Consider the following 26,121-nt stretch of genomic DNA (forward strand, 5'->3'; position numbering starts at 1 on the left):
CATCGCGATTCATTCAAGTCATCCATATGACCTGTTTGACACCCGGAGACACGCACTCGGACACTGGCCCGGCTGCAAATTCTCAGCGAGTCACAACAGGAGACAACGATGATTCATTTCGTTCTGCACGACGCCAAGGACACGGTCGCGGTCGTGGTGGTGGAAGGCGTCAAGGCCGGCATGTCGCTCACCGGCTGGATCATGGACGAGGACCGGATGACCAGCGTCGATGCGCGCCAGGACATCCCGATCGGCCACAAGGTCGCGCTCAGGGACATGGCCACCGGCGACACGGTGTGGAAGTACGGCATCGACATGGGCAAGGTGGTCGCGCCGATCAAGGCGGGCGAGCACGCGCACGTCCAGAACATCAAGACCAAGCGCTGGTAAGCACCCGCCCCTCGCGCTTCGCCAACCTTCATCACCCACGAATCCGAAAGCACAGCATGTCCATCATTTCCAAAGACACCACCTTCCTCGGCTACCGCCGCGAAAACGGCCGCGTCGGCGTGCGCAACCACGTCATCATCCTGCCGCTGGACGACCTCTCCAATGCGGCCGCCGAGGCGGTGGCCCACAACATCAAGGGCGCCCTCGCCATTCCGCACCCCTACGGTCGCCTGCAGTTCGGCGCCGACCTGGAACTGCACTTCCGCACGCTGATCGGCGCGGGCTGCAACCCGAACGTGGCGGCCGTCGTGGTCATCGGCATCGAGGACAGCTGGACGCAGAAGGTGGTCGACGGCATCGCCGCCACGGGCAAGCCGGTGGCCGGCTTCGGCATCGAGGGCCACGGCGACCACGACACCATCCTGCGCGCGAGCAAGGTGGCGCGCGAGTTCGTGCAGAACGCGAGCGAGAAGCGCCGCGAGCCCTGCGGCATCCACGAGCTGTGGGTCTCCACCAAGTGCGGCGAGAGCGACACCACCTCGGGCTGCGGCTCCAACCCCACCGTGGGCAACGCCTTCGACAAGCTCTACGAGACCGGCAACACGCTGGTGTTCGGCGAAACCTCCGAGATCACCGGCGGCGAGCGCATCGTGGCCGACCGCTGCCGCACGCCCGACGTGAAGGAGCGCTTCATGTTCATGTTCAACCGCTACCAGGACATGATCAACCGCCACAAGACCAGCGACCTCTCCGACTCTCAGCCCACCAAGGGCAACATCGCGGGGGGCCTCACGACCATCGAGGAAAAGGCCTTGGGCAACATCCAGAAGATCGGCAAGAAGTGCCTGGTCGACGGCGTGCTCGACAAGGCCGAGGTGCCCACCGGCCCGGGCCTGTGGTTCATGGATTCGTCCAGCGCCGCGGCCGAGATGGTGACGCTGTGCGCCGCCTCGGGCTACGCGGTGCACTTCTTCCCCACGGGCCAGGGCAACGTGATCGGCAACCCGATCCTGCCGGTCATCAAGATCTGCGCGAACCCGCGCACCGTGCGCCTCATGAGCGAGCACGTCGACGTGGACACCTCGGGCCTCCTGCAGCGCGAGATGACGCTCGACCAGGCCGGCGACCAGCTGCTCGAATGCATGCTGCGCACCGCCAACGGCCGGCTCACCGCGGCCGAGGCGCTGGGGCACCGCGAGTTCGTGATGACGCGCTTGTACGAATCGGCCTGACCGCGCCATGAAGCGCATCGTCATTGCGGAGTTCATGGACGCCGCCGCGGTCGCGCTTCTGCGCGTGCGGCACGACGTTCTCTACGACGTGGCCCTGGTGGACGACGGCGCCCGCCTGTTCCGCGAAGCCAAGTGGGCCAACGCCCTCGTCGTGCGCAACCGCACGCAGGTGCGCGGCGAATTGCTCGATGCGCTGGCCCAGTGCACGGTGGTGGGCCGCCTGGGCGTGGGGCTGGACAACATCGACGTGGCGGGCTGCGAGGCGCGCGGCATCCGCGTGATTCCGGCCACGGGTGCGAATGCACTGAGCGTGGCGGAGTACGTGATTGCGAGCGCGATGCTGCTGCTGCGCGGCGCCTATGCTTCGACGACCGACGTCGCCGCGGGCCGATGGCCGCGCAACGCGCTCTCCAACGGGCGCGAGCTGTCGGGCAAGACGCTCGGGCTGATCGGCTTCGGCGCGATCGGACAACTGACGGCGCGGCTCGCGAAGGCGCTGGGCATGCGCACGGTGGCCTTCGACGCGATGATCGATGCGAGCCATCCGGCGTTCGCGGAGAACGGCACCCAAGCACTCAACCTCGATGAACTGGTAGCGCAAGCCGATGTGGTGAGCCTGCACGTGCCGCTGGTCGATGGCACGCGCAACCTGTTCAACGCCGCGCGCATCGCCGCGATGAAGGGCGGTGCCGTGTTGATCAACACCTCGCGCGGCGGCATCGTCGACGAGGCCGCGGTGGCGCTCGCGCTGCGCGAAGGCCGGCTCGGTGGCGCAGCGCTCGATGTGTTCGATGCCGAGCCGCTCGCGGCCAGCGCGCACTTCGAGGGCTGCCCCAACCTGCTGCTGACACCGCACATCGCGGGCGTGACGGCCGAATCGAACGAGCGCGTGAGCAGCCTCATCGCGCAGAAGGTGCTGGAGGCGCTGGAACCATGACGACACTGAGCCTTCAGGAAGCGCGGCAGGTCGTGGCCGAGACCCTGCGCGAAGCCGGCGCCAACGACGCGATGGCCACAGCCACCGCGCGCGCACTGGTGCTGGCCGAGGCGCAAGGCCTGGGCTCGCACGGCCTCGGCCGCGTCGCCCAGTACGCCACGCACCTTCGCAATGGCCGCGTCAACGGCGATGCGGTGCCCACGCTGCGCCGCGAGAAAGGCGCTGCCGCGCTGATCGACGCGCACGAGGGCCTCGCCTTCGCCGCCTGCGAGATGGCGGTGGCCGAAGCCATTGCCCGCGCGCGCGATTTCGGCATCGCCATCGCAGGCGTGACCGGCAGCCACCACTGCGGCGTGGTGGTCGATCACCTGCGCGCGGTGGCCGACGCGGGCATGGTCGGCCTGGGCTTTGCGAACTCTCCGGCCGCGATGCCGGCAGCGGGCGGGCGTCATCCGATCTTCGGCACCAACCCGGTGGCAGCGGTGTTCCCGCGCCGCAGGGCGTTGCCCTTGATGATCGACCTGAGCCTTTCCGAAGCAGCGCGCGGCAAGGTCATGGTCGCGGCCAGGCAGGGCAAGCCGATCCCGCTTGGCTGGGCCGTGGACCGCAACGGCCAGCCGACCACCGACGCGCAGGCCGCGCTCGAAGGCTCGATGCTGCCCATCGGCGCCGCGAGCAGCCCGAAGGGCGCGATGCTGGCGCTGGTGGTCGAGCTGCTGGTCACGGCGCTCATCGGCGCGCAGTTCGGCTTCGAGGCCTCGAGCTTCTTCGAGGACGCCGGCAACCGGCCGCGCATCGGCCAGGCCTTCATCGTCATCGACCCCGGCGCGCTCGCGGGTTCGGCGAGCTACCTGGACCGCGTCGAGGTGCTGGTGGCCGAAATGCTGCGCGACGACGGTGTGCGCCTGCCCGGCGCGCGGCGCGAAGACCTGCGAAGTCGCGCCGAGGCCGAAGGCATCGAGGTGCCCGACGCGCTGCTCGCGCAGTGGCGAGCGTAGAGACGCCGCAGAGCGTCATTCCCCCGAACACAACAACAGGAGACAACACGATGAAACGACGCGAATGGATGCAAGGGACTGCGGCCCTGGCCGCAACGGGATCGCTCGGTGCGCTCATGCCGGCGCTGGCGCGAGCACAAGGCGGCGACTACCCGAAGCCGGATGCCACGCTGCGCTACGTGGTGCCCTTTCCGGCGGGCGGCCTCACAGACGTGATGGCGCGCCAGATCGGCCAGCAACTGGGCGAGCGCTGGAAGGTCAGCGTGCTGGTGGACAACCGACCCGGCGGCAACGGCCAGATCGGCGCGGACCTCGTGGCCAAGGCTGCGCCCGACGGCAACACGCTGCTGGCAATCACGCTCACGCATGCGGCCAACGTGACGCTGTTTCCGAAGTCGCCGTTCAACTTCCAGAAAGACCTGCGCCCGGTCGCGCTGATCGCCGGCAGCCCGATGCTGATCGTGGTGCCGGTGGCCAGCCCGATCCAGGACCTGAAGGGCCTGATCGCCGCGGCGAAGGAGCGCAAGCTCAACGCCGGCTCCAGCGGCAGCGGCACGCCGCCGCACCTGACGCTCGCGCTCTTCAACGACCTGAACAAGTCCGCCATCCAGCACGTGCCCTACAAGGGCGGCGCGCCCTGCATGACCGACCTCATCGGCGGGCAGCTGGACGTGGTGTTCTCCAACATCCCCGAATCGATCCCGCATGTGAAAGGCGGCAAGCTGCGCGCGCTCGCCATCGCGAGCAAGGCGCGCTACCCGCTGCTGCCCGACGTGCCGACGACAGCCGAGGCCGGCATGCCCACGCTGCAGGTGGAAAACTGGACAGGGATGATGGCGCCCGCCGGCATGCCCGACGCCGCGGTGCAGAAGCTCGGCGCGGAGGTGGTGAAGATCCTCGCACAGCCGGGCCTGGAGGAGCGCATGCGCCAGCAGGGCTTCGTGATCGATGCGCGCGGGCCGGACCGCTTCGCGCCCTTTCTCACCGAGGAGATCGCGCGCTGGGCGCACGTCATCAAGGCGGCCGATATCCAGCCGAGCTGATGCTCAGCCGCGCAGCACCTGCGCGGTGTGGCGGGCGATGACCGCTTCCTCGTCGGTACGCAGCACCCAGGCGCTGACGGGGCTCTCGGCGGTCGTGAGCCGCCGCGCGCCATCGCGGTTGGCAGCCGCATCGACATTCACACCCAGCCATTCGCAATCTTCGAGGATGCGTTCGCGCAACCCGGCGGCGTTCTCGCCGATGCCGCCGGTGAAGATCACCGCATCGACACCGCGCAGCGCGGCCGCGAGGCTGCCCATGTGTTGCACGACCTGCTCGGTGAAATGCGCGATCGCTTCGGCGGCTTCGGGTGCGGTGGACGCTTCGAGCTCACGCATGTCGCTCGATACGCCCGAGAGTCCCAGCAGCCCCGATTCACGGAACAGCAGCGTCTCGACCTGTTCGGCTGACATGCCGTGCGAGCGCATGAGGTACAGCACCACAGCCGCATCCAGGTGCCCGCAGCGCGTGCCCATGGTGAGGCCGTCGAGCGGCGAGAAACTCATCGTCGTCGCGACCGAGCGGCCCCGCGCAATGCCGCACATCGAGGCGCCATTGCCCAGGTGCGCGACGATCACGCGCTTGTCTGCCAGCTCCGGCGCGATGTGCGTGAACTGCGCAACGATCGATTCGTAGGAGAGCCCGTGGAACCCATAGCGCCGCACGCCTGCATCGTGCAGCGCACGCGGCAGCGCGAAGCGTCGGTTCACTTCGGTCTGCGTCGAATGGAAAGCCGTGTCGAAGCACGCCACCTGCGGCACGCCGTCGAAAGCCTTCATGGCAGCGCGCACGCCCGCCAGGTTGTGCGGCTGGTGCAGCGGCGCGAGCGGTTCGAGCGCAGCCAACTCGGCCAGCACCGCATCGTCGATGCGCACCGGCGCCACGAAGTTCACGCCGCCATGCACGATGCGATGGCCGACCGCCGCGATGCGGTCGCCACTGCCTTGCTGCGCATGCCATTCGAGCAGCGCGGCGAGCGCGCCCTGGTGCGAGCGCTGGTCGCCTTCAAGCGCCGCATCGTGCAGCGTGCGGCCTTCTGCATCGCGCACGCGCAGCCGCGCCTTCAGCCCCGCACCGAGCCCATCGGCCTGGCCCGACCAGCGCGCAGCCGGCAGCGCATCGCGCTCGCCGGTCGCCGCGAACAGCGCGACCTTGATCGACGACGACCCGGCGTTCAGCGTGAGCAGCGATTCGGTCAGACGTAGTCCTTGTACTTGTCCAGGAAGCGCACCGGCTTGGCGAGCGCGTCGCGGCGGAACGGGTCGCCCAGCTCGCGGGTGCACATGATCTCGATCACGCAGGTCTTGCCTTCGTTCATCTGCATGTCGATGGCCTTCTTGAGCGCGGGGCCCACGTCTTCGAGCTTGTCGACCACGATGCCCTCGGCGCCCATCGCCTTGGCGATGCCCGCGAAGCTCTCGCTTTCGAGCTCGCCCGCGACGAAGCGGCGATTGTAGAAATCGACCTGGTTCTTTTTCTCCGCGCCCCACTGGCGGTTGTGGAAGACCACGGCGGTCACCGGAATGTCGTGGCGCACGGCCGTCATGATTTCCGACATGCTCATGCCCCAGGCGCCGTCGCCGGCATAGGCCACGGCCGGACGGTCGGGCGCGGCGCACTTGGCGCCGATCATCGTGGGCAGCGAGTAGCCGCAGTTGCCGAAGCTCATCGGCGCGAAGAAGCTGCGCGGCTCCTCGAAGCGCAGGTAGCTGTTGGCGATGGCGTTGATGTTGCCGATGTCGGTGGAGACCATCACGCGCGGCGGCATGGCCTTTTCCAGCTCGCGCAGCACCTGGCGCGGGTGCAGGTAGCTGCCGCCGGTGGGCGTCTTCTCGCCCTTGGCTTCCTCGATGGCGTCCAGGCTGTACTGGTCGCGTTCATGCGTCCACTCGTCGAGCTCTTTTTCCCACGCGGCCTTCTCGGCCTTGATCTTGTCGGCGCGCTCGGCCTTGGTGGCGTCGCAGGCCAGCGTCTTGCCCTGCAGGCGCTTGAGCAGTTCCTTGGCGGTGGCCTTGGCGTCGCCGTGGATGCCGACGGTGATCTTCTTCACCAGCCCGAGGTTGGTGTGGTCGGCCTCGACCTGGATGATCTTCGCGTCCTTCGGCCAGTAGTCCATGCCGTGCTGCGGCAGCGTGCCGAAGGGGCCCATGCGCGAGCCGAGCGCGAGCACCACGTCGGCCTGCGCGATCAGCTTCATCGCGGCCTTCGACCCCTGGTAGCCGAGCGGGCCCGCGGCGAGCGGATGGCTCGCGGGGAACGAGTCGTTGCGCAGGTACCCGTTGGCCACCGGCGCACCGAGGCGCTCGGCCAAGGCCTTGCATTCCTCGACCGCATCGCCCATCACCACGCCGCCGCCCGAAAGAATCACCGGGAACTTGGCCGAGGCCAGCAGTTCGACTGCTGCGTTCAGGCTGTTCTCGCCGCCCGCGCCGCGCTCCACGCGCATCGGCTTGGGGATCTCGACCGTGATCTCGCCGTAGAAATAGTCGCGCGGAATGTTGAGCTGTGTCGGGCCCATCTCGGAGATGGCGCGATCGAAGCAGCGCGCCGTGTATTCGGCCATGCGCTTGGGGTTGTTCACATGGCCCTGGTACTTGGTGAACTCCTGGAACATCGGCAGCTGGTTGGCTTCCTGGAAGCCGCCCAGGCCCATGCCCATGGTGCCGGTCTCGGGCGTGATCATCACGACCGGGCTGTGCGCCCAGTAGGCGGCTGCAATGGCTGTCACGCAGTTGCTGATGCCGGGGCCGTTCTGCCCGATCACCAGGCCGTGGCGGCCCGACACGCGCGCATAGCCGTCGGCCATGTGCGCGCCGCCCTGCTCGTGCACCACCGGAATCAGGCGGATGCCGGCGGGCGCGAAGATGTCCATCGCGTCCATGAAGGCCGAGCCCATGATGCCGAAGATGTCGGTCACGCCGTTGGCGACCATGGTCTCGACGAAGGCCTCGGAGGGCGTCATCTTCTGCACGCCCGTGACGGCTTCGCGGGCGGGTGCGGCGGGTTTTTTCTGGCTCATGGAAGGCGTCTCCTGAAAGATTGGGGCGGTCGGTCGCATGTCGAAAGTCGGAACCGCTTGTTCCGAAATTCATTCCGGCGGAATATAGGACGGCATTGCCGTGGCGTCAAACAATTTACAAAAATCGGTACGCCTTGTCTTGTTTTTTGCAAAACAACTATGATCCGCCGCATGAAGATCGTCAAAGGCCTTTCCCTCGGAGCGCCCCCGGAAGCTGCCGAACCGGCGGGCGACACGCCCACCATGCGCCTCTTCGGCCTGCTCGAAGTCATGGCCGCCAAGGACCAGCGCTACTCGCTGCAGGGCCTGGTCGAGGAAACCGGCATGCCCAAGCCCACGCTGCACCGCATGCTGCAGCAGCTCGAAGGCGCGGGGCTCCTGCAGCGCGAGGGCGACGGGCGCCACTACGGCATCGGCACGCGGCTGCGTCGGCTGTCCGAGAACCTGCTCTTCAACGACAGCCTGCACGGTGCGCGCCATACGGTGCTGCGTCAACTGGGGGAAGAAATCGGCGAGAGCTGCAACCTCACCTCGCTCTCGGGCAGCGAGGTCGTGTACCTGGACCGCGTGGAGACCGCCGCGCCGCTGCGCTTCTACCTGCACCCGGGCTCGCGCGTGCCGGTGCATTGCTCGGCCAGCGGCAAGATCTTTCTCTCGCAGATGAGCGCGGCGCAGCGCCGCCGGCTGCTCTCCAACGCGCCGCTGGAGACGTACACCGCCAAGACGATGACCGATGCCGCGGCGCTGGAGAAAGAAGTGCAGCAGGTGCGCAAGCACGGCTATGCGATCGACAACGAAGAGTTTCTCCCCGGCCTGCTGTGCATCGCCGCGCTGGTGCCTTCGGGCGACGAGGCGCCATCGAACCTCTGCATCGCGGTGCAGGCGCCGATCATGCGGCTCGACGCGGCGAAGGCGAAGACGCTGCTGCCCGCGCTGCAACGCGCCGCGCTCGCGCTCAGCCGCATCGACGCCGACGCGGGCAGCGACCGCGCCACGGCCTGATCCCCACCTTCTTTTCGAAAGCCCACCGTGACCGATACCGCAGACCTGCGACCCGACCGGATGCTGAGCGTGCGCGAGGTGTTCGGCATCGACACCGACCTGCAGGTGCCCGCCTTCACCCGTTGCGAAGGACTCGATGACCACGTGCCCGAGGTCGATGCCGTCTACCGCTTCAACCCCGACGTGACGCTCGCGATCCTCGCGGGCTTCACGCGCGACCGGCGCGTGATGGTGCAGGGCCTGCACGGCACCGGCAAGTCGACGCACATCGAGCAGGTGGCCGCGCGCCTGAACTGGCCCTGCGTGCGCCTGAACCTGGACGGCCACATCAGCCGGCTCGACCTCGTGGGCAAGGACGCGGTCGTGCTGCGCGAGGGCCAGCAGGTCACCGAGTTCCAGGAAGGCATCGTGCCGTGGTCGCTGCAGCGTCCTGTCGCACTCATCTTCGACGAGTACGACGCAGGCCGGCCCGACGTGATGTTCGTCATCCAGCGCATCCTGGAGCGCGACGGCAAGTTCACGCTGATGGACCAGAACAAGGTGCTGCGGCCGCACCCGTTCTTTCGCCTGTTCGCCACCGCCAACACGGTGGGCCTGGGCAATCTCAACGGGCTCTACCACGGCGCGCAGCGCCTGAACCATGCGCAGATCGACCGCTGGAACATCGTCGCCTCGCTCAACTACCTGCCGGCCGATGAAGAGATCGCGATCGTGCAGGCGCGCGTGCCCTCGCTCGCGGACGATGCGGGCCGCAAGCTCGTCGCGGCGATGGTGGCCGTGGCCGATCTCACGCGCAAGGGCTTCGCGGCGGGCGACCTCTCCACGCTGATGTCGCCGCGCACCGTCATCACCTGGGCCGAGAACGTCGAGATCTTCAAGGACCCGGCGCTGGCGTTCCGCCTCTCGTTCGTCAACAAGTGCGACGACGCCGAACGGCCGCTCGTGGCCGAGTACTTCCAGCGCTGCTTCGACCAGGAACTCAAGGAGTCGCACCAGCTGTCGTCGGGTTCGGGCGAATGACCGACACGTCCGCGAGCGCGATGCAGCGCCGCGTGCGGCAGGAGGAGCAGGTCGCCGAGCTCTGCGCGGGCGTGGTGCGGGCCTTCAGCGGCGAGCGCGACCTGCACTTTCGCGGCAAGCGCCTGCACCGGGGGCGCGTGGCGCTGCCGTGGTTCGCGCCGCACCTGCATCCCTCGGCCGACACCGACGACTTCGCCTCGTTCCGCGGCGTGGCCGATGGGCTCGCATTGCGGCTCACCGCGTCCGATGCGGCATTGCATGAAAGCCTTCGCCCCGAAGAGCCGGTCGAACGCATGCTGTTCGAGATGCTCGAGCAGTTCCGCGTCGAAGCGCTCGCGCCCGAGGTCATGGCCGGCATGCGTCACAACCTGCGGCACCGCCACGAGCAGTGGTCGCTCGCCTTCCACCATTCGGGCCTGACCGACACCGCGCGCGGCCTGCTGCTCTATGCCATCGCGCAGATCTGCCGCGCCCGCGTGAGCGGCCAGCAGGTGGTGGAGGAAACCGAAGACATGCTCGAAGCCACGCGCTTTCACCTCGCGCCGCTGATCGGCCATGCTCTCGCGGGCCTGCGCCGCGATCGCGCGGACCAGGCCGCCTACGCCGTGCATGCGCTCGCCATCGCCCGCACCGTCGCCACGATGCTGCACGAGGCCGGCGAAGAAAGCGCCGATGCGCGCGACCCGCACGTGGACGACAAGCGCAGCGTGTTCAGCCTCGTCGCCGACATGGACCGCGAGATCATCGAGCGCTTCACCACTGCCGAGTCGGGCCGCAGCGCGGTGATGGACGAGGCGGGCGGCGCCTACCGCGTCTTCACCACCGCCTACGACCGCGAGCACGACGCGGCCACGCTCGCGCGCAAGGAAGTGCTCGCCGACCACCGCGAAAAACTCGACCGCCGCATCGCCGCGCAAGGCGTGAACGTCGCGCGCCTGGCCCGTGAACTGCGCGCGCTGCTGGCCGACCCCACGCGCGACGGCTGGGACGGCGGGCAGGAAGAAGGCCTCATCGACGGGCGCCGGCTCGCGCAGCTCGTCGCCTCGCCGACCGAGCGGCGCCTGTTCCGCACCGAGCGCATGGAGCCCGTGGCCGATTGCATGGTGAGCTTTCTCATCGACTGCTCGGGCTCGATGAAGGAGCACGCCGAATCGGTCGCGATGATGGTCGACGTGTTCGCGCGTGCGCTCGAACAAGCCGGCGTGGCCAGCGAGGTGCTGGGCTTCACCACCGGCGCCTGGACCGGCGGCCGCCCGCAGCGCGAATGGGTGCGCGCCGGCAAGCCACCGCACCCCGGCCGCCTCAACGAGCGCAGCCACCTCGTCTTCAAGGCCGCGGCCACGCCATGGCGCCGCGCCCGCCCCGCGATGGCCGCGCTGCTGAAGGCCGACCTGTTCCGCGAAGGCATCGACGGCGAGGCGGTCGACTGGGCCTGCGTGCGCCTGCGCCAGCGCCCCGAGGCGCGCAAGCTGCTGCTCGTGATTTCCGACGGCTCGCCGATGGACAGCGCCACGCATCTCGCCAACGACGCGCACTACCTGGACCACCATCTGCGCGACGTGGTCGCACGCCAGGAGCAGCGCGGCGACATCGAGATCGCGGGCATCGGCGTCGGGCTCGACCTGAGCCCGTACTACAGCCGCAGCCACGTGCTCGACCTGGCCACCTCCACCGGCAACACCATCTTTCGCGAGGTGATCGACCTCATGGCGGGGCGCCATCGGCGCTGAATAGTTTTGCATTACATCCAAGTCCCCGATTGACAAAGAGAGTCGGTGCTTCGTACATTGCGTTTCACATCCGGGAACGACGTTCCAATATTTGGAACACTGAAAGCCTCATGGACTCCACGCTCGCCAAGGGTCTCGCCGCCATCGAATGGATGACGCGCCAGCAGCGCCCCTGCCGCGTCACCGACCTGGCACAGGCCTTCGGCATGGCGCGCAGCAATGCGCACCGCACGCTGCAGACGCTGGTCGATTGCGGCTGGGCCGTGCAGGACCCGGACACCAGCGCCTACCGCCCCAGCCTGCGCCTGTTCGAGCTGGGCGCGCTGGTCTCCGATGCGGCCGACGTCGGCGCGCTGCTGCGGCCGCACCTGGCAGCGCTCGCGCAGCGGACGGGCGAGACCATCCACCTGGCGGTGCTCGACGGCGCCGAGATCGTGTACCTCGACAAATTCGACAGCCCCCTGCCGGTGGCCGCGTATTCGCGCATCGGCGGCCGGGCGGCGGCGTACTGCGTGGCCTCGGGCAAGGCGCTGCTGGCAGCGGCAGCCCCCGACGTGCCCGCGCTGCACGAGCGCCTGGGCACGCTGGCCGCGCACACGAAGAACAGCATCACCGACTTCGATGCGCTCGTTGCAGAACTCGAACGCACGCGCACCCGCGGCTACGCGGAAAACCGCGAGGAATGGCGCCTGGGCGTGTGCGGCCTCGGGGTGCCCGTGTTCAACGCGCGCGGCGAAGCGGTCGCGGCCGTCGGCATGAGCGTGCCCTCGATCCGCTTCGCGCGCACGCAGGCGCGCGGCCTGGCCGACCGCCTCATGGCCTGCGCCCGCGATGCGAGCGTGACGCTGGGCTACCGCGCGACCGCGCTGCCGACATCCACCATAAAGAGAAGGAGATCCGAATGAACCTGTTCCTCGCCCCCTGGCTGCGCGCGGGCCTGTTGGCCGTCACAGCCTTGGCAGCACCTTTCGCCGCGCAGGCGCAAAACGGCAACGACTACCCGAACAAGCCGATCCGGCTGATCGTGCCCTACCCGCCCGGCGGCGGCACCGACGTGATCGCGCGCATCGTGCAGGAGCGCTTCTCGACCCTGCTCGGCCAGCAGGTGCTGATCGACAACCGCGGCGGCGCGGCCGGCTCCATCGGCACCGAGGTCGTGGCCAAGTCGGCGCCCGACGGCTACACGGTGCTCTTCACGCTCTCCTCGCACACCATCAACCCGGCCATCTACACCAAGCTGAGCTTCGACACCGCGAGAGACTTCGCGCCGGTCGGCCTGGTGGCCTCGCTGCCGCAGATCCTGGTGGCCAACAACCAGTTCGCGCCGAACACCGTGGCCGAGCTCGTCGCGCTGGCCAAGGCCAAGCCCGACAGCATCTCCTTCGCCTCGGTGGGCAACGGCTCGCCCGGGCACCTGGCGGGCGAGTTGCTCAAGCTGCGCACCGGCACGCAGATGACGCATATCCCCTACCGCGGCGGCGGCCCGGCCGTGACCGATGTGATGGGCGGGCAGGTGCCGCTCCTGTGGGTATCGATTCCCGCGGCCGCGCAGTTCGTGAAGGCCGGCAAGCTCAAGGCGCTCGCGGTCTCGACCACCAAGCGCAGCGCGGCCTTTCCCGACGTGCCGACGATGCAGGAGGCCGGCATTCCCGACTTCGACGTGGACTCGTGGTATGCCGTCTTCGTGCCCGCCAAGACGCCACAGCCCGCCATCGACAAGCTCAACCGCGTGATCAACACCGTGGTGAAGGAGCCCGAGATCCGCGAGAAGCTGCTGGCGCAAGGCAGCGAAGGCGTCGGCGGCACGCCCGAGCAACTGGGCAAGGTCGTGGCGACCGAACTCGTGCGCTGGCAGAAGCTCGCGAAAGAAGCTCACATCAAAGTCGATTGACCGACATACACAGACAAGCAGACAGACAGCCCCATGGAAAACGCAGCCCCCTCTTCTTCCCCCATCGCCGAGCTCGTGGCGCGCGCACGCGCCGCGCAGCGCCTCTACGAAACCTGGTCGCAGGAACAGGTCGATACCGCCGTGGTCGCGGCCGGCTGGGCCATCATCGAGCCGGCGCGCAACCGCGAGCTGGCCGAGCTGGCCGTGGCCGACACCGGCGTGGGCAACGTCGAGGACAAGGTCCGCAAGAACCATCGCAAGACCTTCGGCCTGCTGCGCGACCTGCACGGCGCGCGCTCGGTCGGTGTGATCGGCGAAGACCCGGCGCGCGGCATCGTGGAGATCGCGCGGCCCGTGGGCGTGGTCTGCGCGGTCACGCCATCGACCAACCCGGGCGCGACGCCGGCCAACAAGATCATCAACGCGCTCAAGGGCCGCAACGCGGTCATCGTCGCGCCGTCGCCCAAGGGCTGGTCGACGGCGGCGCGGCTCATCGCTTTCATCCACGCACAGTTCGACCGCATCGGCGCGCCGCGCGACCTGGTGCAACTGCTGCCCCTGCCCATCAACAAGCAGGCGACGACGGAGCTCATGCGCCTGTGCGACCTCGTGGTGGCGACCGGTTCGCAGGCCAACGTGCGCGCCGCGTATGCGAGCGGCACGCCGGCTTTCGGCGTGGGCGCGGGCAACGTGGCGGGCATCGTCGATGAAACGGCCGAGGTGAACGCGGCCGCCGAGCGCATCGTGCGCTCCAAGACCTTCGACAACGCGACCAGCTGCTCGTCGGAGAACAGCCTGGTGATCGTCGATGCGGTGCGCGCCTCGATGCTCGCCGCGCTCAAAGACCGCGGCGCCGTGATGCTCGCGGCCGCGCAGAAGGCCACGCTGCAATCGCTGATGTGGCCCGAGGGCAAGCTCTCGGCCGCCGTCATCGGCCAGTCGGCACGCAAGATCGCGGAGCGGGCGGCAGAAGTAGCTGGCGCCAACCGCGACGGCTGGCTCGCCATCGCGGCCACAGACCCGCGCATCCTCATGGTGGCCGAAGACGGCGTGGGCCACGACCACCCGTTCTCCGGCGAGAAGCTGAGCCCCGTGCTCGCCATCTACGCCGCACGCGACTTCGACGAAGCCGCCGCCACCGTCGAGCGCATCTATGCCTACGAAGGCGCGGGCCACTCGGTCGGCCTGCACAGCACCGTGCCTGAACGCGCCATGACGCTGGGCCTCACGCTCCCGGTGTCTCGCGTGATCGTCGACCAGGCGCACTGCATCGCCACCGGCGGCAGCTTCGACAACGGCCTGCCCTTCTCGCTCTCGATGGGCTGCGGCACCTGGGGCAAGAACAACTTCTCCGACAACATGAACTACCGGCACTACCTGAACATCACGCGCGTGTCGCGGCCGATTCCGGAGAAGGTGCCGAGCGAGGACGAGATCTTCGGCGCGTACTTCGCCCGGCACGGAGCGAAATGAGCGGCGCGGCAGCCTCCACCGTCCATGCGCTGATCGAGCGCCAGGCGGCGCTGCAGCCGCACGCGGTGTACGCCCGCAGCACCGAGAGCGAGCGCCACATCAGCTACGGCGAACTCGCACGCGGCTGCCGCCGCGTGGCGGAGGTGCTGGCCAGGCACGGTGCAACGGCGGGCGAGACGGTCTCGGTCGTCATGCCCAACGGCCTGCAGACGCTGCGCCTGCTGCTCGGCGCGATGCACGCCGGCTACTGCGTGAACCCGGTCAACCTGCTGTCGCAGCCCGAGCAGATGCGCTATGTGCTCTCGCACTCCGACTGCCGCGTGGTCTGCGTGGCGCCCGAATGGGAAGCGCGTGTGCGCGAGATGGTGCAGGCCTTCGATCGGCCCGTGACGGTGATCGTGGTCGATCCGGAAGGCCCGGCGCTGCCGGACGAAACCGAAGCCACGGGCGACGCGCCACCGCCGGCCCCCGAAGCCGTCGCGCTGCTGATGTACACCTCGGGCACCACCGGCGTGCCCAAGGGCGTGATGCTCACGCAGCGCAACCTCGCGGCCAATGCGCACGCCATCAGCGCCGAGCACGCGCTGCAGCCCGCGGACCGCGTGCTCGCGGTGCTGCCGCTCTATCACATCAACGCCTTCGCCGTGACCATGCTCGCGCCGCTCGCGCATGGCGGCAGCCTCGCGATGCCGCCGAAGTTCTCGGCCGGCCGCTTCTGGGAGCAAGCGACGCAAACGCAGTGCAGCTGGATCAACGTGGTGCCCACCATGATCTCGTACCTGCTCGAAGGGCCGAAGCCGCCGCTCGCGCAGACGCTGGCCATCCGCTTCTGCCGCTCGGCCTCTGCGGCGCTGCCGCCCGAGCACCATCGCGCGTTCGAGCAGATGTTCGGCATCGGCATCGTCGAGACCATGGGGCTCACCGAAACGGCGGCGCCCTCGTTCTCCAACCCGATGGACCCGGCCGCGCGCAAGCTCGGCTCGGTGGGCCGCGCCTCGGGCTGCATGGCCGGCGTGGTCGATGCGGCGCTGGCGGCCGTGCCCGACGGCACCACCGGCGAGCTCGTGATCCGCGGGCCGAACGTGATGCTCGGCTACTACAAGAACGAAGAGGCCACGCGCGCGAGCTTCACGCCCGACGGGTGGCTGCGCACCGGCGACCTCGGCCACCGCGACGAGGACGGCTTCTTCTTCGTCACCGGCCGCATCAAGGAGCTGATCATCAAGGGCGGCGAGAACATCGCGCCGCGCGAGATCGACGAGGCGCTGCTGCAGCACCCCGCCGTGCTGGAGGCCGCGGCCGTGGGCGTGCCCGACCGCCACTACGGCCAGGAGATCGGCGTGTGCATCGTGCTGCGCGAAGGCTGCGCCTGCACCGAAGACGAGCTGCGCGCCTTCAGCGCCACCGCGCTCGGCCGCTACAAGACGCCCGGCCACTACCGCTTCGTCGCCGACCTGCCGCGCGGGCCTTCGGGCAAGGTGCAGCGCCTGAAGCTGCTGCCGCTCTTCGAGGCATGACGGCGGCCGAACTGCTGGTTCCGCCGCTCGCGCCGGCACTGCTCGTCTACAGCCTCTGCGTGGTGTTTGCGGCCGGCATCGTGCGCGGCTTCGCGGGCTTCGGCTTCTCGGCCATCACGGTGGCGGGCATGTCGCTGGTGGTGTCGCCCGCACTGGTGGTGCCGGCCATCTTCATGCTCGAAATCCTCGCGAGCCTGAGCCAGCTGCGCGGCATTGCGCGCGATATCGACATGCCCTGGCTCAGCTGGCTGATGGTGGGCAACCTCCTGTGCATTCCGCTCGGCGTGGCGCTGCTCGCGTGGCTGCCGGAGACGCCGCTGCGCCTCCTGATCGGCGCGCTGCTGATGGCGGCGGCGCTGCTGCTGCGCGGTGGCGCGCACGTCACGCTCGTGCCCACGCGCGGCGTGCGGCTCGCGGCGGGGCTGGCTTCGGGCTTCATCAACGGGGTGGCGGCCATCGGCGGCATCGCCGTCGCGGTGCTGCTGAGCACCGCGAAGATGGCGCCCGCCGTGCTGCGCGCGACCCTCATCGCGCTGCTGCTGTTCAGCGATGTGGTGTCTCTGATCGCTGCCGCGCTCATGCCTTCGTCCGCGCATGCATCGGGCAACCTGCTCGGGCCGGACACGCTCAAGTGGGCGGTGTGGCTCGCGCCCGCGATGCTGGCGGGCATCTGGTGGGGGCAGCGCTCGTTCAAGGGCGTGTCGCCCGAGCAGTTCAGCAAGCACGTGCTGAACCTGCTGATCGCGCTGGCCACCGTGAGCGTGCTGCGCTCGCTCTTCAGCCTGCTGGCCTGACGCGCGGCGGCGCGGGCCCGTCTTCACGGGCCTCGCGGGGCCACCTCTCGCATCCGGGGTGACTTTCGACACGTGTCTTTCGGCACGTGTCCTTCTTCATGTGCCTTTCCTCACGTGCCTTTCCTCACGTGTCTTTTGACATGTGCCCTTCGGCACTGGCGGCGCGAGCCCGTGCTCAGCACCATCGGGCAGCCCTGCCGGCTGGCGATTCGAGCCTGCGACATGGCTTCACAAATCGTTCATCCAGAGAGAGAGGGGATCATCATGAAATTCAAACTGTGGGCGGCCACTGCAGCCGTCCTGGGCGCCCTGACCGTCGCAGCCTGCGGAGGCGGAGGCAGCGGCGAGGTGTACTACCCGATCATCCCGGTGCCGCCGCCGCCGGAGCAGAACCCACCGCCCCCGCCGCCGGTAGAGAAAGCCAAGGTCACCGGCCGCGTCACGAACGCGATCAGCGGCGAAGGCGTGGGCCAGGTCACTGTCAGCACCGGCTCATCGTCCACCGTTACCGCCGCCGACGGCAGCTACACCCTCACCGAGATCGCGCCCGCCGCGTCGGTGCTGCTGAGCTTCGCGAAGGCCGGCATGGTGCCGCAGAGCCGCGCGACCGCAGCACTGTCGGGCTCGGGTTCGTCGACGGTCATCAACATCCCCATGCTGCCGGTGGCGGTGACGGAGACCTTCGATCCGCAAACCGCGCACGACATCGTCGTGCCCGGCTCCACCGCCATGGTCCGCCTGCGCGCGAACTCGCTGCGCCGCGCCGACGGCAGCGCGCCCACCGGCCCGGTGACCGCACGCGTCACGCCCATCGCACCCGCGAGCGACGTCAACGTGATGCCCGGCAACTACCTGGCCGGCACGGACGGCGGCAGTGCGCCGATCGAGAGCTTCGGCGCCCTGGACGCGAGCTTCGTCGATGCCGACGGCGCCCCGCTGAACCTTGCGGCCGGCATGGACGCCACGGTGCGCATTGCGCCCTCCTCGCGCGCCGACGAGCTGCCGCCCAGCGTGCCGCTCTTCCACTACGACACCGTCTCGGGCCTCTGGGTGCAGGAGGGCACGGCCACGCTGCAGGGCACCGCGCCTTCGCAGTACTACGAAGGCACGGTCACGCACTTCACGACCTGGAACGCGGACCAGATCTACAACACCGTGCGCATCAACGGCTGCGTGCAGAACGCGGCTGGTGAACGCGTGAGCGGTGCACTGGTCGCCTCCGAAGGCAAGTCGTACACCGGCATGGCCACGGCGCTGACCAACGCGAACGGCGAGTTCTCGGTGCAGGCCAAGCGCACGAGCGCGGCCTTCGTCATCGCCAGCACCGCGACCGAGATCTCCAACGCGCCCACGGTGTCCATCGGCGACGCAGACTTCGCGCTCGACGGCTGCCTGACGCTCACGCGCTCGGCGGTTTCGGTCAAGCTGACCTGGGGAGCACTCCCCCTGGACCTGGACTCGTACACCTTCGGCGCGAACGCCAACGAGCTGGTGTATTTCGAGAACAAGGGCTCGCTCACCGAGGCGCCGTTCATCGGCCTCGATGTGGACGACCGGTTCAGCTTCGGCCCCGAGGTCACCACGTTCGCGAAGCTCGCGAAGAACCGCACCTACCGGTTCGTCGTCCACAACTATTCCGGCACCTTCGACCCAGGGCAGACGGGCTCTCCGGCACGGATAGAGGTGGCCAACCGCGGCGCGCAGTCGATCTTCGCTCCGCCGGCCGGGGAGACCTCGTCGACGCCCATCTGGCATGTGTTCGACCTGACCACCGATGCGAACTGCCAGGCGACCGTCGTCCCCGTGCAGCAGTTCCTGGCCGATCCGCCCGCGCCGGTCAACACCGACAACGACGCGCAGTACTGCAACTAGCAGGAGGCGCATGGCGACCGGTGCATGGCCCGACGGGCTATGCTCCTTCGCCATGAATCCGCCCACCGCCATTTCTTCATCTCCGAAGAGCCTGGCCGTGGGCGTTTTTCTTTTCTGGCTGGCGGCATCGGGCACCGCGTCGGCGGCGGCCTGCCTGGACACCGCCACGCAGATCCCTTCGCCCTCCCGCGCACTCGCGATGGCCACCTTCGCGCAACAGGAGCACCAGGCCTTCGGCGGCCAGACCATGGATGCCGAGGGCCGCCTCACCTATGCCGGCGCGTGGGAGGCCGAAGACTTCCGCGCCACCGCGCAGGAGCTCGCACCCTGGCAGCGCGTGCTCGGCTACTGGCAGGCGACCGGCGTGCGCCTTCGCGGCACCGACCCGGATGCCGCGCCCGATTCATCGGAGCCGCAATCCATCGACGCCGCATTGAGCCGCGCCGCGGTGATCGATGCGCCATGGTCCGCCGCCTTCATCAGCTGGCTCGCGCAGCGGGCCGGGCTCGGCGCGGACGAGTTCGTTTTCTCCGAAGCGCATGCCGACTATGCCGGCGCCGCGTGGAGAGCGGGCCTGGACGAAGCCGCGGGCCGGCCGACGCGCTACGCGATGCGCGCCTGCGACCTGATGCGCACGCCGCCGCGCGTGGGCGACCTGGTCTGCCAGGCGCGCGGCATCGGCGCGGGCTACGACACCTTCGAGCGCATCGGCGAAGTGCTGGCCCAGCGCCCCACGGGCGGCGAGGCGCTGCCCATGCATTGCGATGTGGTGGTGGGTGTCGATGCCACGGGCTTCGACACCGTGGGCGGCAACGTGATCCAGTCGGTCACCCTGCGGCGCCTGGCATTCGCGCCCGGTACGAAGTTGCTGGACCCCAGCTACCTGCCCGAGGGATGCACGGTCAATGCAACGGGCGTGGCCGGGTGCATCGACCGCCACATGAGCCGCCAGCCGTGGTCGCTGCTGCTGCAGTGGCGCTGAGGGAACGGCTTCAGCGGTAGTAGGCCTCGACCGTGCCCTTGAGTTTCAGCAGCAGCGGGTAGCCCTTGCGGTCCACCGCCTTGCCCGCCGGCACCTTGATCCAGCCTTCGCTGATGCAGTACTCCTCCACGTCCAGCCGCTCCTTGCCGTTGAAGCGGATGCCGATGGGGAATTCGAAGACGGCCGCCACGTGGTGCGGGCTGCGCGCATCGGTGCAGAGACGATCGGGAAGGGGCGGACGGGTTGTTTCTTCGGTCATGGGAGTCTGTGGTTCGGGAACGACCCGAATGATAAGGACCTCGGTCAACGCCGCTTTCTAGCGCCGCTTTTTCCAGGGCTTGGGCGGCGGCTTCGGCCCTGCGCCGAGGGCGGCGCGGGCCAGCGCATCGGCCTCGCCGTTGCGATGGCGCGGAATCCATTGCACGCGGGCTTCGTCGAACGTGCCGAGCAATGCGCGGGCGTCGTCGTAGAGCGGTGCCAGGCGCGCGATCGGCCGGGCATCGGCCGTGCCGAGCTGCTCGACCAGGGTGCTGTTGTCGCTGTATGCCACCACGGCGCGCGCGCCGCGGGCGCGCGCCTCCTGCAGGGCGAGCGTGAGCGCGCGCAGCTCGGCCTCGTTGTTGCAGCCGGTCGTGTGCGTGGCCTGCGAGAGCGTGTGGCGGGTGCCGTCGGGCTGCGTGACGACCGCACCGATGCCCATGCGGCCCGGGTTGGGCATGGCGCTGCCGTCGCAATGGACGGTCCAGTGGCGCGGGTGCTCGGGCGCGGGAAGAGGCATGGATGGAATGCGGGGCCTGCGCCCTGCGGTCTTCAGCAGTTGCTGCGCTTGATGCCTGCGAGGTTCTGGCACGGCCGCTGGCCGGGCGGCGGCCCCGGATCGCGCACGCGGGGCGGACGGTTGGCGTGTCGCTGCGGTCCGTCGTAATAGGGCTCGGGCCCGAGGATGTACACCGGCGGGTCGGTCGGCGGCGCCTCGGCGATGGGGTTGCGCGGAATGATGGCCGGACCCGACGGCGCGGCGACCGGCGGCGGCGTGTAGGTCGGCGGCCGCGATTCCTCGCTCTGCGGACGCGGCATCGGAACCGGCGGTGGCGGCGTCTCGTCGATCGCCACCTGCCGCGACTGCTTGCTGTCCGACGGGCACTTGCCATCGGTGTACGAGATCTTCCCGTTGGCATCGGTGCAACGCACCACGTCCGCATTCGCGGCCAGGGCGGCGAACAGGAGCGGGATGAGGACGAGGGAGGTGCGCATCTGGCGGTTCTAACAGATTGCGCGCTATTTCCCAATCGGCGGCGGCGCTGTCGTATCGTTGCGGGTGCTGCGATTTTCGCCCTCCTCCCACGCCCGCCATGCGCCCTGCCAATCTCCTCGAAGTTGCCCTTGCGGACCTGCCGCGCAGCGCGGGCTCGCCACTGTTCGAGCGGCTGCGCGAATCGGTAGGCCAGTTGATCCGTCGCGCACCGCCCCTGCATGAAGCCGCGCGCTGGCACACGCACACCATCGGCGGCGCCGAGCGGCGCTTTGCGCAGCCCATCACCTTCACGCCGTATGCGTCCGTGCGGCCCTGCTCGGCGCGCTGCAGCTTCTGCTCGGAGAACCTGCGCAAGACCGAGGGCGGAACGCCGGCCTCGCGGCTGCGGCCGGCGTCCGATTACTTCGAAGGCCTCGCCCGCGCGCTGCGAGCCTTGCGCGGCGTGCCGCTCTCGTGGTCGCTCTCGGGCCTGGAGACCAGCGACGATGCCGACTGGATGCTTCGGCTGCTCCAAACGCTCACTGCAAGCGAAAGCGACGGCCCGGTCATCGAAGACCGCGTGCTCTACACCAACGGTGCCGGCTTCGCCGCACCGCAGGGCCAGGTGCTGCGGCGCGCGCTGCAGCGCTTCGGCCTGAGTTGGCTGGAGCTGTCCCGCCATCACCACGACGGCGCAATCAACCAGACCATCATGCGGTTCCGCCCCGACGTGGCGATCGGCGACCAGGCCGTGTTCGAGCGCACCGCGCGGCACCTGGCCGATGCCGTTCCACTGCGCCTCGTGTGCATCCTGCAGCGCGGCGGCGTCGCGCAGCCGCACGACGTGGCCGCCTACCTCGCATGGGCGCGGGAATGCGGCGCCGGCACCGTCGTCTTCCGCGAGTTCTCGCGCCTGGACGACGGCTACCGCGACAACGCCACCGCGCGCTACCTGCGCGCCGAACGTGTGTCGATGGATGCACTGCTGACCGCCTGCCTCGACGACCCCGGGGTCTCGCGCGGGTGGACCCTCGAAAGCCTCACCGAGGGCTACTACTTCTGGAACCTGCACCTGCGCACCGCGAGCGGGCTGAACGTCGTCTTCGAAAGCGCCGACTACGGCGCCATGCACGAACGCCATGCGACCGGCGATATCTACAAACTCGTCTACTTTGCGGACGGCCAGCTCTGCGCAGGCTGGGAGCCGGGACACGACGTGCTGCTCGACACCCGCAGCGAACGGGCTCTTTCCCATGGCTAGCCACAGCTGGCTGATGCTCGACCGCGAATCGCCGCGCTACCGGCTGCCGGACGACCTGCGCGCGCAAGATCCGATGGGCGGGCGCGACTGCGGATGGGTCGAGCAGATGCTGCCCTTCGTGCGGCAGTTCTCGCAACCGGGCGAGACGGTGTTCGATCCGTTCGCGGGCTTCGGCACGACGTTGTTGGCGGCGCGGCTCGAAGGCCGGGCGGCTTCGGGCTGCGAAGTGGATGCCGGCCGCATCGACCTCATCCATGAGCGGCTGGCACGTCATGACTTCACGCATGGCACGACGCTCCTGCACGGCTCGTGCGATGCGTTCGACGACACCGCGCTCCCGCCCTTCGACCTGTGCCTCACCAACGTGCCCTTCTTCGGCTGCCGCTGGCCCGGCGCGCCCGCGGCCTCCCAGCTCTACGGCAGCCAGAGCTACGCGCAACACCTCAATGGCCTGCGCGATGTTTTCTACCGCGTCCGCGCGGGCCTGCGCGAAGGTGGCGCCTGCATCGCGATGGTGGAAAACATCCGCCTCAACGACCGCGTGCTGCCCCTCGCCTTCGATCTCGCGCGCATCCTGGGCTCGCTCTTCGTGATGGAAGAGGAGCGCGTGCTCATCTATCCGCACGAGAGCGATGAAACCGATGCCGATGCACGCACCGACCGTCGCCACGAATACGCATTGGTGTTCCGCAAGCAGCGCGAGCGCATCGACCTGCAAGCCACCGCCACGCTGCTCGACGCCCTGCGCACACAAGGGCACGCCTTCACATTGCTCGGCAGCTTCGCGCGATGGCAGCAAGACCCTCAAGGCACGCCACCCGCAGACGCCGACATCCGCGCAGACGCAGACCCGCAGCGCCTGAACGCCCTGCTGCAATGGCTGCGCGATCAAGGCTTCGCACTGACGAGCTGGGGCGACCCCGTCGCCCTGCCCCTTCACCTGGACAGCTACCGCGGCCGCTACTACTTTCGCGCCGACCGCATCGACAGCCACGGCGCCCTCGTCAGGCTGGACATCTGCTACGAGCAATGAGCCACGCGTTCGATCGCCGCAGCGGTTGATCGCCCGGCGCAACGACAGCGCCTGTAGTGCGCAGGGCATCGGGTGCTCCCCGCAGCGAAATCAAGGAGGAGGCCGCGGGCCGGGGGACATTCGCGGAGGGGAGCACCCGGTGGCCTGCGCACGCGCCCTCAGAGCAAACCGCTCATCTTCCCCGCAGCCGCCTTCAGCGCATCGATGCGCTTGACCGCATCCTCCATCGACATCCGCGCCGTCGGCGCATGCACCGCCAGCGCCGCGCGCACCTCGCCCGCCGCATCGCGCACGGGAACAGCCACCGCCACCAGCCCCGCGATGAACTCCTCGCGGTCGCGCGAGTAGCCGCGCCTGGCGATCTCGTCGCACTCGGCACGCAGTGCATCGGCCTTGGTAATGGTGTTCGCCGTCATGCGTTCGAGCGGCAAGTTGTCGATGAGCGCATCCCGCGCCGTCTTCGGCATCTGCGCGAGAAAGAGCTTGCCGCTCGCGGTGCAGTGCAGCGGCACGTGCGAGCCCACGTCGAGCGTCAGGCGCAGCGGCCATTGCGCCTCGACGCGATCGAGGTACAGCACCTGCGCGCCATCGAGCGTGGTGAGGTTGCAGGTCTCGCCGACCTTGCGCACGAGCTCGGACAGCACCTCGTGCCGCAGCCCGCGCACCACGCCGTGGTTCAGCGTGTCGAACGCCAGCTTGCGCAGCGCCGGGCCCACGCTGAACGAGCGCTCGTCCACGTCGCGCGCCAGGAAACCCGTGGCCAGCAACTGCGTGCAGATGCGATGCGCCGTCCCCTTGGGCAGCCCGAGCTGCGCGGCCAGGTCGGCGAGCGTCAACGCACGGCCTTCGTTGGCCAGCAGAGCCAGCAGCCGCAGGCTGCGCTCGGCAGATGACCCGGAGGTCGATTCCTCGACAACCAAGGGAGCGGCAGGAATCACTGCGGCAGGCGCGCGCGCGGCTCGTGGCATGCGGGTAAACCTTAAAAATGGAACATTGCGTTCCGAAAAACAATAACCTAGGATGCGGCGGATCGGAAGCGATTGTTCCACTCCCCGGGTGCCCTGCATGCGTGATGAAGAGTTCGACTACATCGTCGTCGGCGCCGGATCGGCCGGCTGCGTGCTGGCGGGCCGGCTGAGCGAAGACCCCGCCACGCGCGTGCTGCTGCTCGAAGCCGGGCCGCCCGACCGGTCGCTCTGGATCCACCTGCCCATCGGCTACGGCAAGACGATGTGGAGCCCCACCTACAACTGGCGCTTCGAGACCGACCCCGATCCGAACATGAACGGCCGGCGCATCTACTGGCCGCGCGGCAAGACGCTGGGCGGCTCGAGCGCGATCAACGGCCTCATCTACATCCGCGGCCAGCGCGAGGACTACGACCACTGGGCCGCGCTCGGCAACGCCGGCTGGGGCTACGACGACGTGCTGCCCTACTTCATCAAGTCCGAAGGCAACCAGCGCGGCGGCGATGCCTTCCACGGCGGCGACGGGCCGCTGAAGGTGTCGGACATCGCGGCGAAGCACGAGCTCATCGAGGCCTTCATCGGCGGCGCGCAGCAGACCGGCGTGCCGCGCATCGAAGACTTCAACGGCGCTGCCCAGGAAGGCGCGGGCTACTACCAGCTGACCACGCACAAGGGCTGGCGCTGCAGCACCGCCAAGGCCTACCTCACGCCCGCGAAGCACCGCCCCAACCTGCGCATCGAGACGGATGCGCTCGCGGGCAAGCTGGTGTTCGAAGGCCGCCGCGCCGTCGGCATCACCTACCGGCAAGGCGGAGAACTCAAGACCGCGCGCTGCCGCGCCGAGGTGCTGCTGTCGGCCGGCTCGATCCAGTCGCCGCAGCTCTTGCAGCTCTCGGGCATCGGGCCGCGCGCGCTGCTCGATCGCCTCGGCGTTCCGGTGGTGCACGACCTCGCCGGCGTCGGCGAGAACCTGCAGGACCATCTGCAGATTCGCCTCGGCTACGAGTGCACGAAGCCCATCACCACCAACGACCAGCTCAACTCGTGGATCGGCCAGATCGGCATGGGCATGGAGTGGCTTCTGCATCGCACCGGCCCGCTCGCGGTCGGCATCAACCAGGGCGGCTGCTTCATGCGCGCGCTGAAGGACGAACACGGCAAGCCGGTCGCCGCCACGCCCGACATCCAGTTCCACGTGGCCACGCTCTCGGCCGACATGGCCGGCGGCAAGGTGCATCCGTACTCGGGCTTCACGATGTCGGTGTGCCAGTTGCGGCCCGAATCGCGCGGGCACATCCGCATCCGCTCGCTCGATGCGGCCGAGCCGCCCGAGATGCAGCCCAACTACCTGGCGACCGAACTCGACCGCGCGACCACCGTGGCCGGCGTGCGGGCCGCACGCGCCATTGCCGATGCGCCCGCGATGCGCCCCTACGTGAAGCGCGAAGTGAAGCCCGGCCCCGATGCATCGAGCGACGAAGACCTGCTCGAGTTCTGCCGCAACAACGGCGCCACCATCTTCCACCCCACCGGCACCTGCCGCATGGGCAGCGACCCGCTCGCGGTCGTCGATGCACGCCTTCGCGTGCACGGCATCGCGGGCCTGCGGGTCATCGATTGCTCGGCGATGCCGACGCTGGTGTCGGGCAACACCAACGCACCCGCCGTGATGATGGCCGAGAAGGCCGTCGAGCTGATCAGAGAGGACGCCAGGGGTTCCTGAAAAA

24 protein-coding genes are annotated in these 26,121 nt (G+C 68.9%); 18 read left to right on the forward strand and 6 right to left on the reverse strand.

Annotation, left to right across the window (positions count from 1 at the left end):
* Positions 1-108: 108 nt before the first annotated feature.
* From BM133_RS19315 to BM133_RS19335, 5 genes are read left to right on the forward strand one after another with little or no spacing between them, the layout of a single operon-like run.
* Positions 109-390, forward strand: a complete 282-nt coding sequence (locus BM133_RS19315; RefSeq protein WP_093437187.1) for a UxaA family hydrolase — start codon at positions 109-111, stop codon at positions 388-390.
* A gap of 56 nt (positions 391-446) precedes the next feature.
* Entirely contained in the window at positions 447-1,622 is a 1,176-nt protein-coding gene (locus BM133_RS19320; RefSeq protein WP_093437190.1) for a UxaA family hydrolase, read from the forward strand.
* Between the two features lie 7 nt (positions 1,623-1,629).
* Entirely contained in the window at positions 1,630-2,559 is a 930-nt protein-coding gene (locus BM133_RS19325; RefSeq protein WP_093437192.1) for a hydroxyacid dehydrogenase, read from the forward strand.
* On the forward strand, positions 2,556-3,557 hold the full coding sequence (locus BM133_RS19330; RefSeq protein ID WP_093437195.1) for an Ldh family oxidoreductase: 1,002 nt from the start codon (positions 2,556-2,558) through the stop codon (positions 3,555-3,557). Before BM133_RS19325 ends, BM133_RS19330 begins: the two co-directional genes overlap by 4 nt.
* A 50-nt stretch (positions 3,558-3,607) precedes the next feature.
* Positions 3,608-4,600, forward strand: a complete 993-nt coding sequence (locus tag BM133_RS19335; protein ID WP_093437197.1) for a Bug family tripartite tricarboxylate transporter substrate binding protein — start codon at positions 3,608-3,610, stop codon at positions 4,598-4,600.
* A 3-nt stretch (positions 4,601-4,603) separates the two neighbouring features.
* On the opposite strand, the gene BM133_RS19340 is transcribed toward BM133_RS19335, so the two are convergent.
* Entirely contained in the window at positions 4,604-5,797 is a 1,194-nt protein-coding gene (locus BM133_RS19340) for an acetate/propionate family kinase (protein ID WP_093438197.1), read from the reverse strand.
* A complete protein-coding gene (gene xsc / locus BM133_RS19345) occupies positions 5,794-7,617 on the reverse strand; it encodes a sulfoacetaldehyde acetyltransferase (protein WP_093437199.1) in 1,824 nt (607 codons plus the stop codon). Before xsc ends, BM133_RS19340 begins: the two co-directional genes overlap by 4 nt.
* A 159-nt stretch (positions 7,618-7,776) precedes the next feature.
* Here xsc and BM133_RS19350 point away from each other — a divergent pair, with 159 nt between their 5' ends.
* The 10 genes from BM133_RS19350 (at position 7,777) to BM133_RS19395 (ending at position 19,898) form a co-directional block, all read left to right on the forward strand.
* Complete coding sequence (locus BM133_RS19350; protein WP_093437201.1) at positions 7,777-8,619, forward strand: IclR family transcriptional regulator; 843 nt, start codon at positions 7,777-7,779, stop codon at positions 8,617-8,619.
* Between the two features lie 27 nt (positions 8,620-8,646).
* A complete protein-coding gene (locus BM133_RS19355; protein ID WP_093437204.1) occupies positions 8,647-9,639 on the forward strand; it encodes an AAA family ATPase in 993 nt (330 codons plus the stop codon).
* Positions 9,636-11,369 carry a cobaltochelatase CobT-related protein gene (locus BM133_RS19360; protein ID WP_093437205.1) on the forward strand — a complete coding sequence of 578 codons (1,734 nt, stop codon included), beginning with the start codon at positions 9,636-9,638 and terminating at the stop codon, positions 11,367-11,369. The genes BM133_RS19355 and BM133_RS19360 overlap by 4 nt, the downstream gene beginning before the upstream one ends.
* Before the next feature lie 110 nt (positions 11,370-11,479).
* Complete coding sequence (locus BM133_RS19365; protein WP_093437208.1) at positions 11,480-12,274, forward strand: IclR family transcriptional regulator; 795 nt, start codon at positions 11,480-11,482, stop codon at positions 12,272-12,274.
* Positions 12,271-13,260: a tripartite tricarboxylate transporter substrate binding protein gene (locus tag BM133_RS19370; protein WP_093437211.1), complete on the forward strand. Its 990-nt coding sequence runs from the start codon at positions 12,271-12,273 to the stop codon at positions 13,258-13,260. The genes BM133_RS19365 and BM133_RS19370 overlap by 4 nt, the downstream gene beginning before the upstream one ends.
* A gap of 33 nt (positions 13,261-13,293) precedes the next feature.
* The gene (locus BM133_RS19375) at positions 13,294-14,733 is read left to right on the forward strand and encodes an acylating sulfoacetaldehyde dehydrogenase (protein ID WP_093437212.1); all 1,440 of its coding nucleotides are present in this window, start codon (positions 13,294-13,296) and stop codon (positions 14,731-14,733) included.
* Positions 14,730-16,250 carry an AMP-binding protein gene (locus BM133_RS19380; RefSeq protein WP_093437215.1) on the forward strand — a complete coding sequence of 507 codons (1,521 nt, stop codon included), beginning with the start codon at positions 14,730-14,732 and terminating at the stop codon, positions 16,248-16,250. The genes BM133_RS19375 and BM133_RS19380 overlap by 4 nt, the downstream gene beginning before the upstream one ends.
* Complete coding sequence (locus BM133_RS19385; protein ID WP_093437217.1) at positions 16,247-17,044, forward strand: sulfite exporter TauE/SafE family protein; 798 nt, start codon at positions 16,247-16,249, stop codon at positions 17,042-17,044. The genes BM133_RS19380 and BM133_RS19385 overlap by 4 nt, the downstream gene beginning before the upstream one ends.
* A gap of 264 nt (positions 17,045-17,308) precedes the next feature.
* The gene (locus BM133_RS19390) at positions 17,309-18,916 is read left to right on the forward strand and encodes a carboxypeptidase-like regulatory domain-containing protein (RefSeq protein ID WP_093437220.1); all 1,608 of its coding nucleotides are present in this window, start codon (positions 17,309-17,311) and stop codon (positions 18,914-18,916) included.
* A 52-nt stretch (positions 18,917-18,968) separates the two neighbouring features.
* On the forward strand, positions 18,969-19,898 hold the full coding sequence (locus tag BM133_RS19395) for a DUF2272 domain-containing protein (protein WP_093437222.1): 930 nt from the start codon (positions 18,969-18,971) through the stop codon (positions 19,896-19,898).
* Between the two features lie 10 nt (positions 19,899-19,908).
* Here BM133_RS19395 and BM133_RS19400 read toward each other — a convergent pair whose 3' ends face one another.
* From BM133_RS19400 to BM133_RS19410, 3 genes are read right to left on the reverse strand one after another with little or no spacing between them, the layout of a single operon-like run.
* Positions 19,909-20,157 carry a DUF3297 family protein gene (locus tag BM133_RS19400; protein ID WP_093437225.1) on the reverse strand — a complete coding sequence of 83 codons (249 nt, stop codon included), beginning with the start codon at positions 20,155-20,157 and terminating at the stop codon, positions 19,909-19,911.
* Between the two features lie 57 nt (positions 20,158-20,214).
* Complete coding sequence (locus BM133_RS19405) at positions 20,215-20,676, reverse strand: ribonuclease HI family protein (RefSeq protein WP_093437228.1); 462 nt, start codon at positions 20,674-20,676, stop codon at positions 20,215-20,217.
* Between the two features lie 32 nt (positions 20,677-20,708).
* Positions 20,709-21,152, reverse strand: coding sequence for a DUF4124 domain-containing protein (locus BM133_RS19410; RefSeq protein WP_093437230.1), 444 nt, complete (start codon positions 21,150-21,152; stop codon positions 20,709-20,711).
* A 98-nt stretch (positions 21,153-21,250) separates the two neighbouring features.
* Between BM133_RS19410 and BM133_RS19415 the strand changes: the two genes are divergently transcribed.
* The gene (locus tag BM133_RS19415) at positions 21,251-22,393 is read left to right on the forward strand and encodes a hypothetical protein (RefSeq protein ID WP_093437232.1); all 1,143 of its coding nucleotides are present in this window, start codon (positions 21,251-21,253) and stop codon (positions 22,391-22,393) included.
* Positions 22,386-23,426 carry a DNA methyltransferase gene (locus tag BM133_RS19420; RefSeq protein WP_093437234.1) on the forward strand — a complete coding sequence of 347 codons (1,041 nt, stop codon included), beginning with the start codon at positions 22,386-22,388 and terminating at the stop codon, positions 23,424-23,426. The genes BM133_RS19415 and BM133_RS19420 overlap by 8 nt, the downstream gene beginning before the upstream one ends.
* Before the next feature lie 158 nt (positions 23,427-23,584).
* On the opposite strand, the gene BM133_RS19425 is transcribed toward BM133_RS19420, so the two are convergent.
* Positions 23,585-24,394: an IclR family transcriptional regulator gene (locus tag BM133_RS19425; protein ID WP_093437237.1), complete on the reverse strand. Its 810-nt coding sequence runs from the start codon at positions 24,392-24,394 to the stop codon at positions 23,585-23,587.
* Positions 24,395-24,491: 97 nt separating this feature from the next.
* Between BM133_RS19425 and BM133_RS19430 the strand changes: the two genes are divergently transcribed.
* Complete coding sequence (locus BM133_RS19430) at positions 24,492-26,117, forward strand: GMC family oxidoreductase (protein WP_093437240.1); 1,626 nt, start codon at positions 24,492-24,494, stop codon at positions 26,115-26,117.
* Positions 26,118-26,121: the final 4 nt, after the last annotated feature.

The organism is Variovorax sp. 770b2 (genome assembly GCF_900115685.1).
Lineage (GTDB): Bacteria > Pseudomonadota > Gammaproteobacteria > Burkholderiales > Burkholderiaceae_C > Variovorax.

What these genes read in the sequence shown, in the direction of transcription:
- BM133_RS19315 (WP_093437187.1), top strand. Translation starts at nt 109, where the DNA reads ATGATTCATTTCGTTCTGCACGACGCCAAGGACACGGTCGCGGTCGTG.
- xsc (WP_093437199.1), bottom strand. Translation starts at nt 7,617, where the DNA reads ATGAGCCAGAAAAAACCCGCCGCACCCGCCCGCGAAGCCGTCACGGGC.
- BM133_RS19400 (WP_093437225.1), bottom strand. Translation starts at nt 20,157, where the DNA reads ATGACCGAAGAAACAACCCGTCCGCCCCTTCCCGATCGTCTCTGCACC.
- BM133_RS19420 (WP_093437234.1), top strand. Translation starts at nt 22,386, where the DNA reads ATGGCTAGCCACAGCTGGCTGATGCTCGACCGCGAATCGCCGCGCTAC.
- BM133_RS19390 (WP_093437220.1), top strand. Translation starts at nt 17,309, where the DNA reads ATGAAATTCAAACTGTGGGCGGCCACTGCAGCCGTCCTGGGCGCCCTG.
- BM133_RS19325 (WP_093437192.1), top strand. Translation starts at nt 1,630, where the DNA reads ATGAAGCGCATCGTCATTGCGGAGTTCATGGACGCCGCCGCGGTCGCG.
- BM133_RS19330 (WP_093437195.1), top strand. Translation starts at nt 2,556, where the DNA reads ATGACGACACTGAGCCTTCAGGAAGCGCGGCAGGTCGTGGCCGAGACC.
- BM133_RS19405 (WP_093437228.1), bottom strand. Translation starts at nt 20,676, where the DNA reads ATGCCTCTTCCCGCGCCCGAGCACCCGCGCCACTGGACCGTCCATTGC.
- BM133_RS19360 (WP_093437205.1), top strand. Translation starts at nt 9,636, where the DNA reads ATGACCGACACGTCCGCGAGCGCGATGCAGCGCCGCGTGCGGCAGGAG.
- BM133_RS19415 (WP_093437232.1), top strand. Translation starts at nt 21,251, where the DNA reads ATGCGCCCTGCCAATCTCCTCGAAGTTGCCCTTGCGGACCTGCCGCGC.
- BM133_RS19350 (WP_093437201.1), top strand. Translation starts at nt 7,777, where the DNA reads ATGATCCGCCGCATGAAGATCGTCAAAGGCCTTTCCCTCGGAGCGCCC.
- BM133_RS19365 (WP_093437208.1), top strand. Translation starts at nt 11,480, where the DNA reads ATGGACTCCACGCTCGCCAAGGGTCTCGCCGCCATCGAATGGATGACG.
- BM133_RS19425 (WP_093437237.1), bottom strand. Translation starts at nt 24,394, where the DNA reads ATGCCACGAGCCGCGCGCGCGCCTGCCGCAGTGATTCCTGCCGCTCCC.
- BM133_RS19370 (WP_093437211.1), top strand. Translation starts at nt 12,271, where the DNA reads ATGAACCTGTTCCTCGCCCCCTGGCTGCGCGCGGGCCTGTTGGCCGTC.
- BM133_RS19430 (WP_093437240.1), top strand. Translation starts at nt 24,492, where the DNA reads ATGCGTGATGAAGAGTTCGACTACATCGTCGTCGGCGCCGGATCGGCC.
- BM133_RS19410 (WP_093437230.1), bottom strand. Translation starts at nt 21,152, where the DNA reads ATGCGCACCTCCCTCGTCCTCATCCCGCTCCTGTTCGCCGCCCTGGCC.
- BM133_RS19335 (WP_093437197.1), top strand. Translation starts at nt 3,608, where the DNA reads ATGAAACGACGCGAATGGATGCAAGGGACTGCGGCCCTGGCCGCAACG.
- BM133_RS19375 (WP_093437212.1), top strand. Translation starts at nt 13,294, where the DNA reads ATGGAAAACGCAGCCCCCTCTTCTTCCCCCATCGCCGAGCTCGTGGCG.
- BM133_RS19385 (WP_093437217.1), top strand. Translation starts at nt 16,247, where the DNA reads ATGACGGCGGCCGAACTGCTGGTTCCGCCGCTCGCGCCGGCACTGCTC.
- BM133_RS19380 (WP_093437215.1), top strand. Translation starts at nt 14,730, where the DNA reads ATGAGCGGCGCGGCAGCCTCCACCGTCCATGCGCTGATCGAGCGCCAG.
- BM133_RS19320 (WP_093437190.1), top strand. Translation starts at nt 447, where the DNA reads ATGTCCATCATTTCCAAAGACACCACCTTCCTCGGCTACCGCCGCGAA.
- BM133_RS19395 (WP_093437222.1), top strand. Translation starts at nt 18,969, where the DNA reads ATGAATCCGCCCACCGCCATTTCTTCATCTCCGAAGAGCCTGGCCGTG.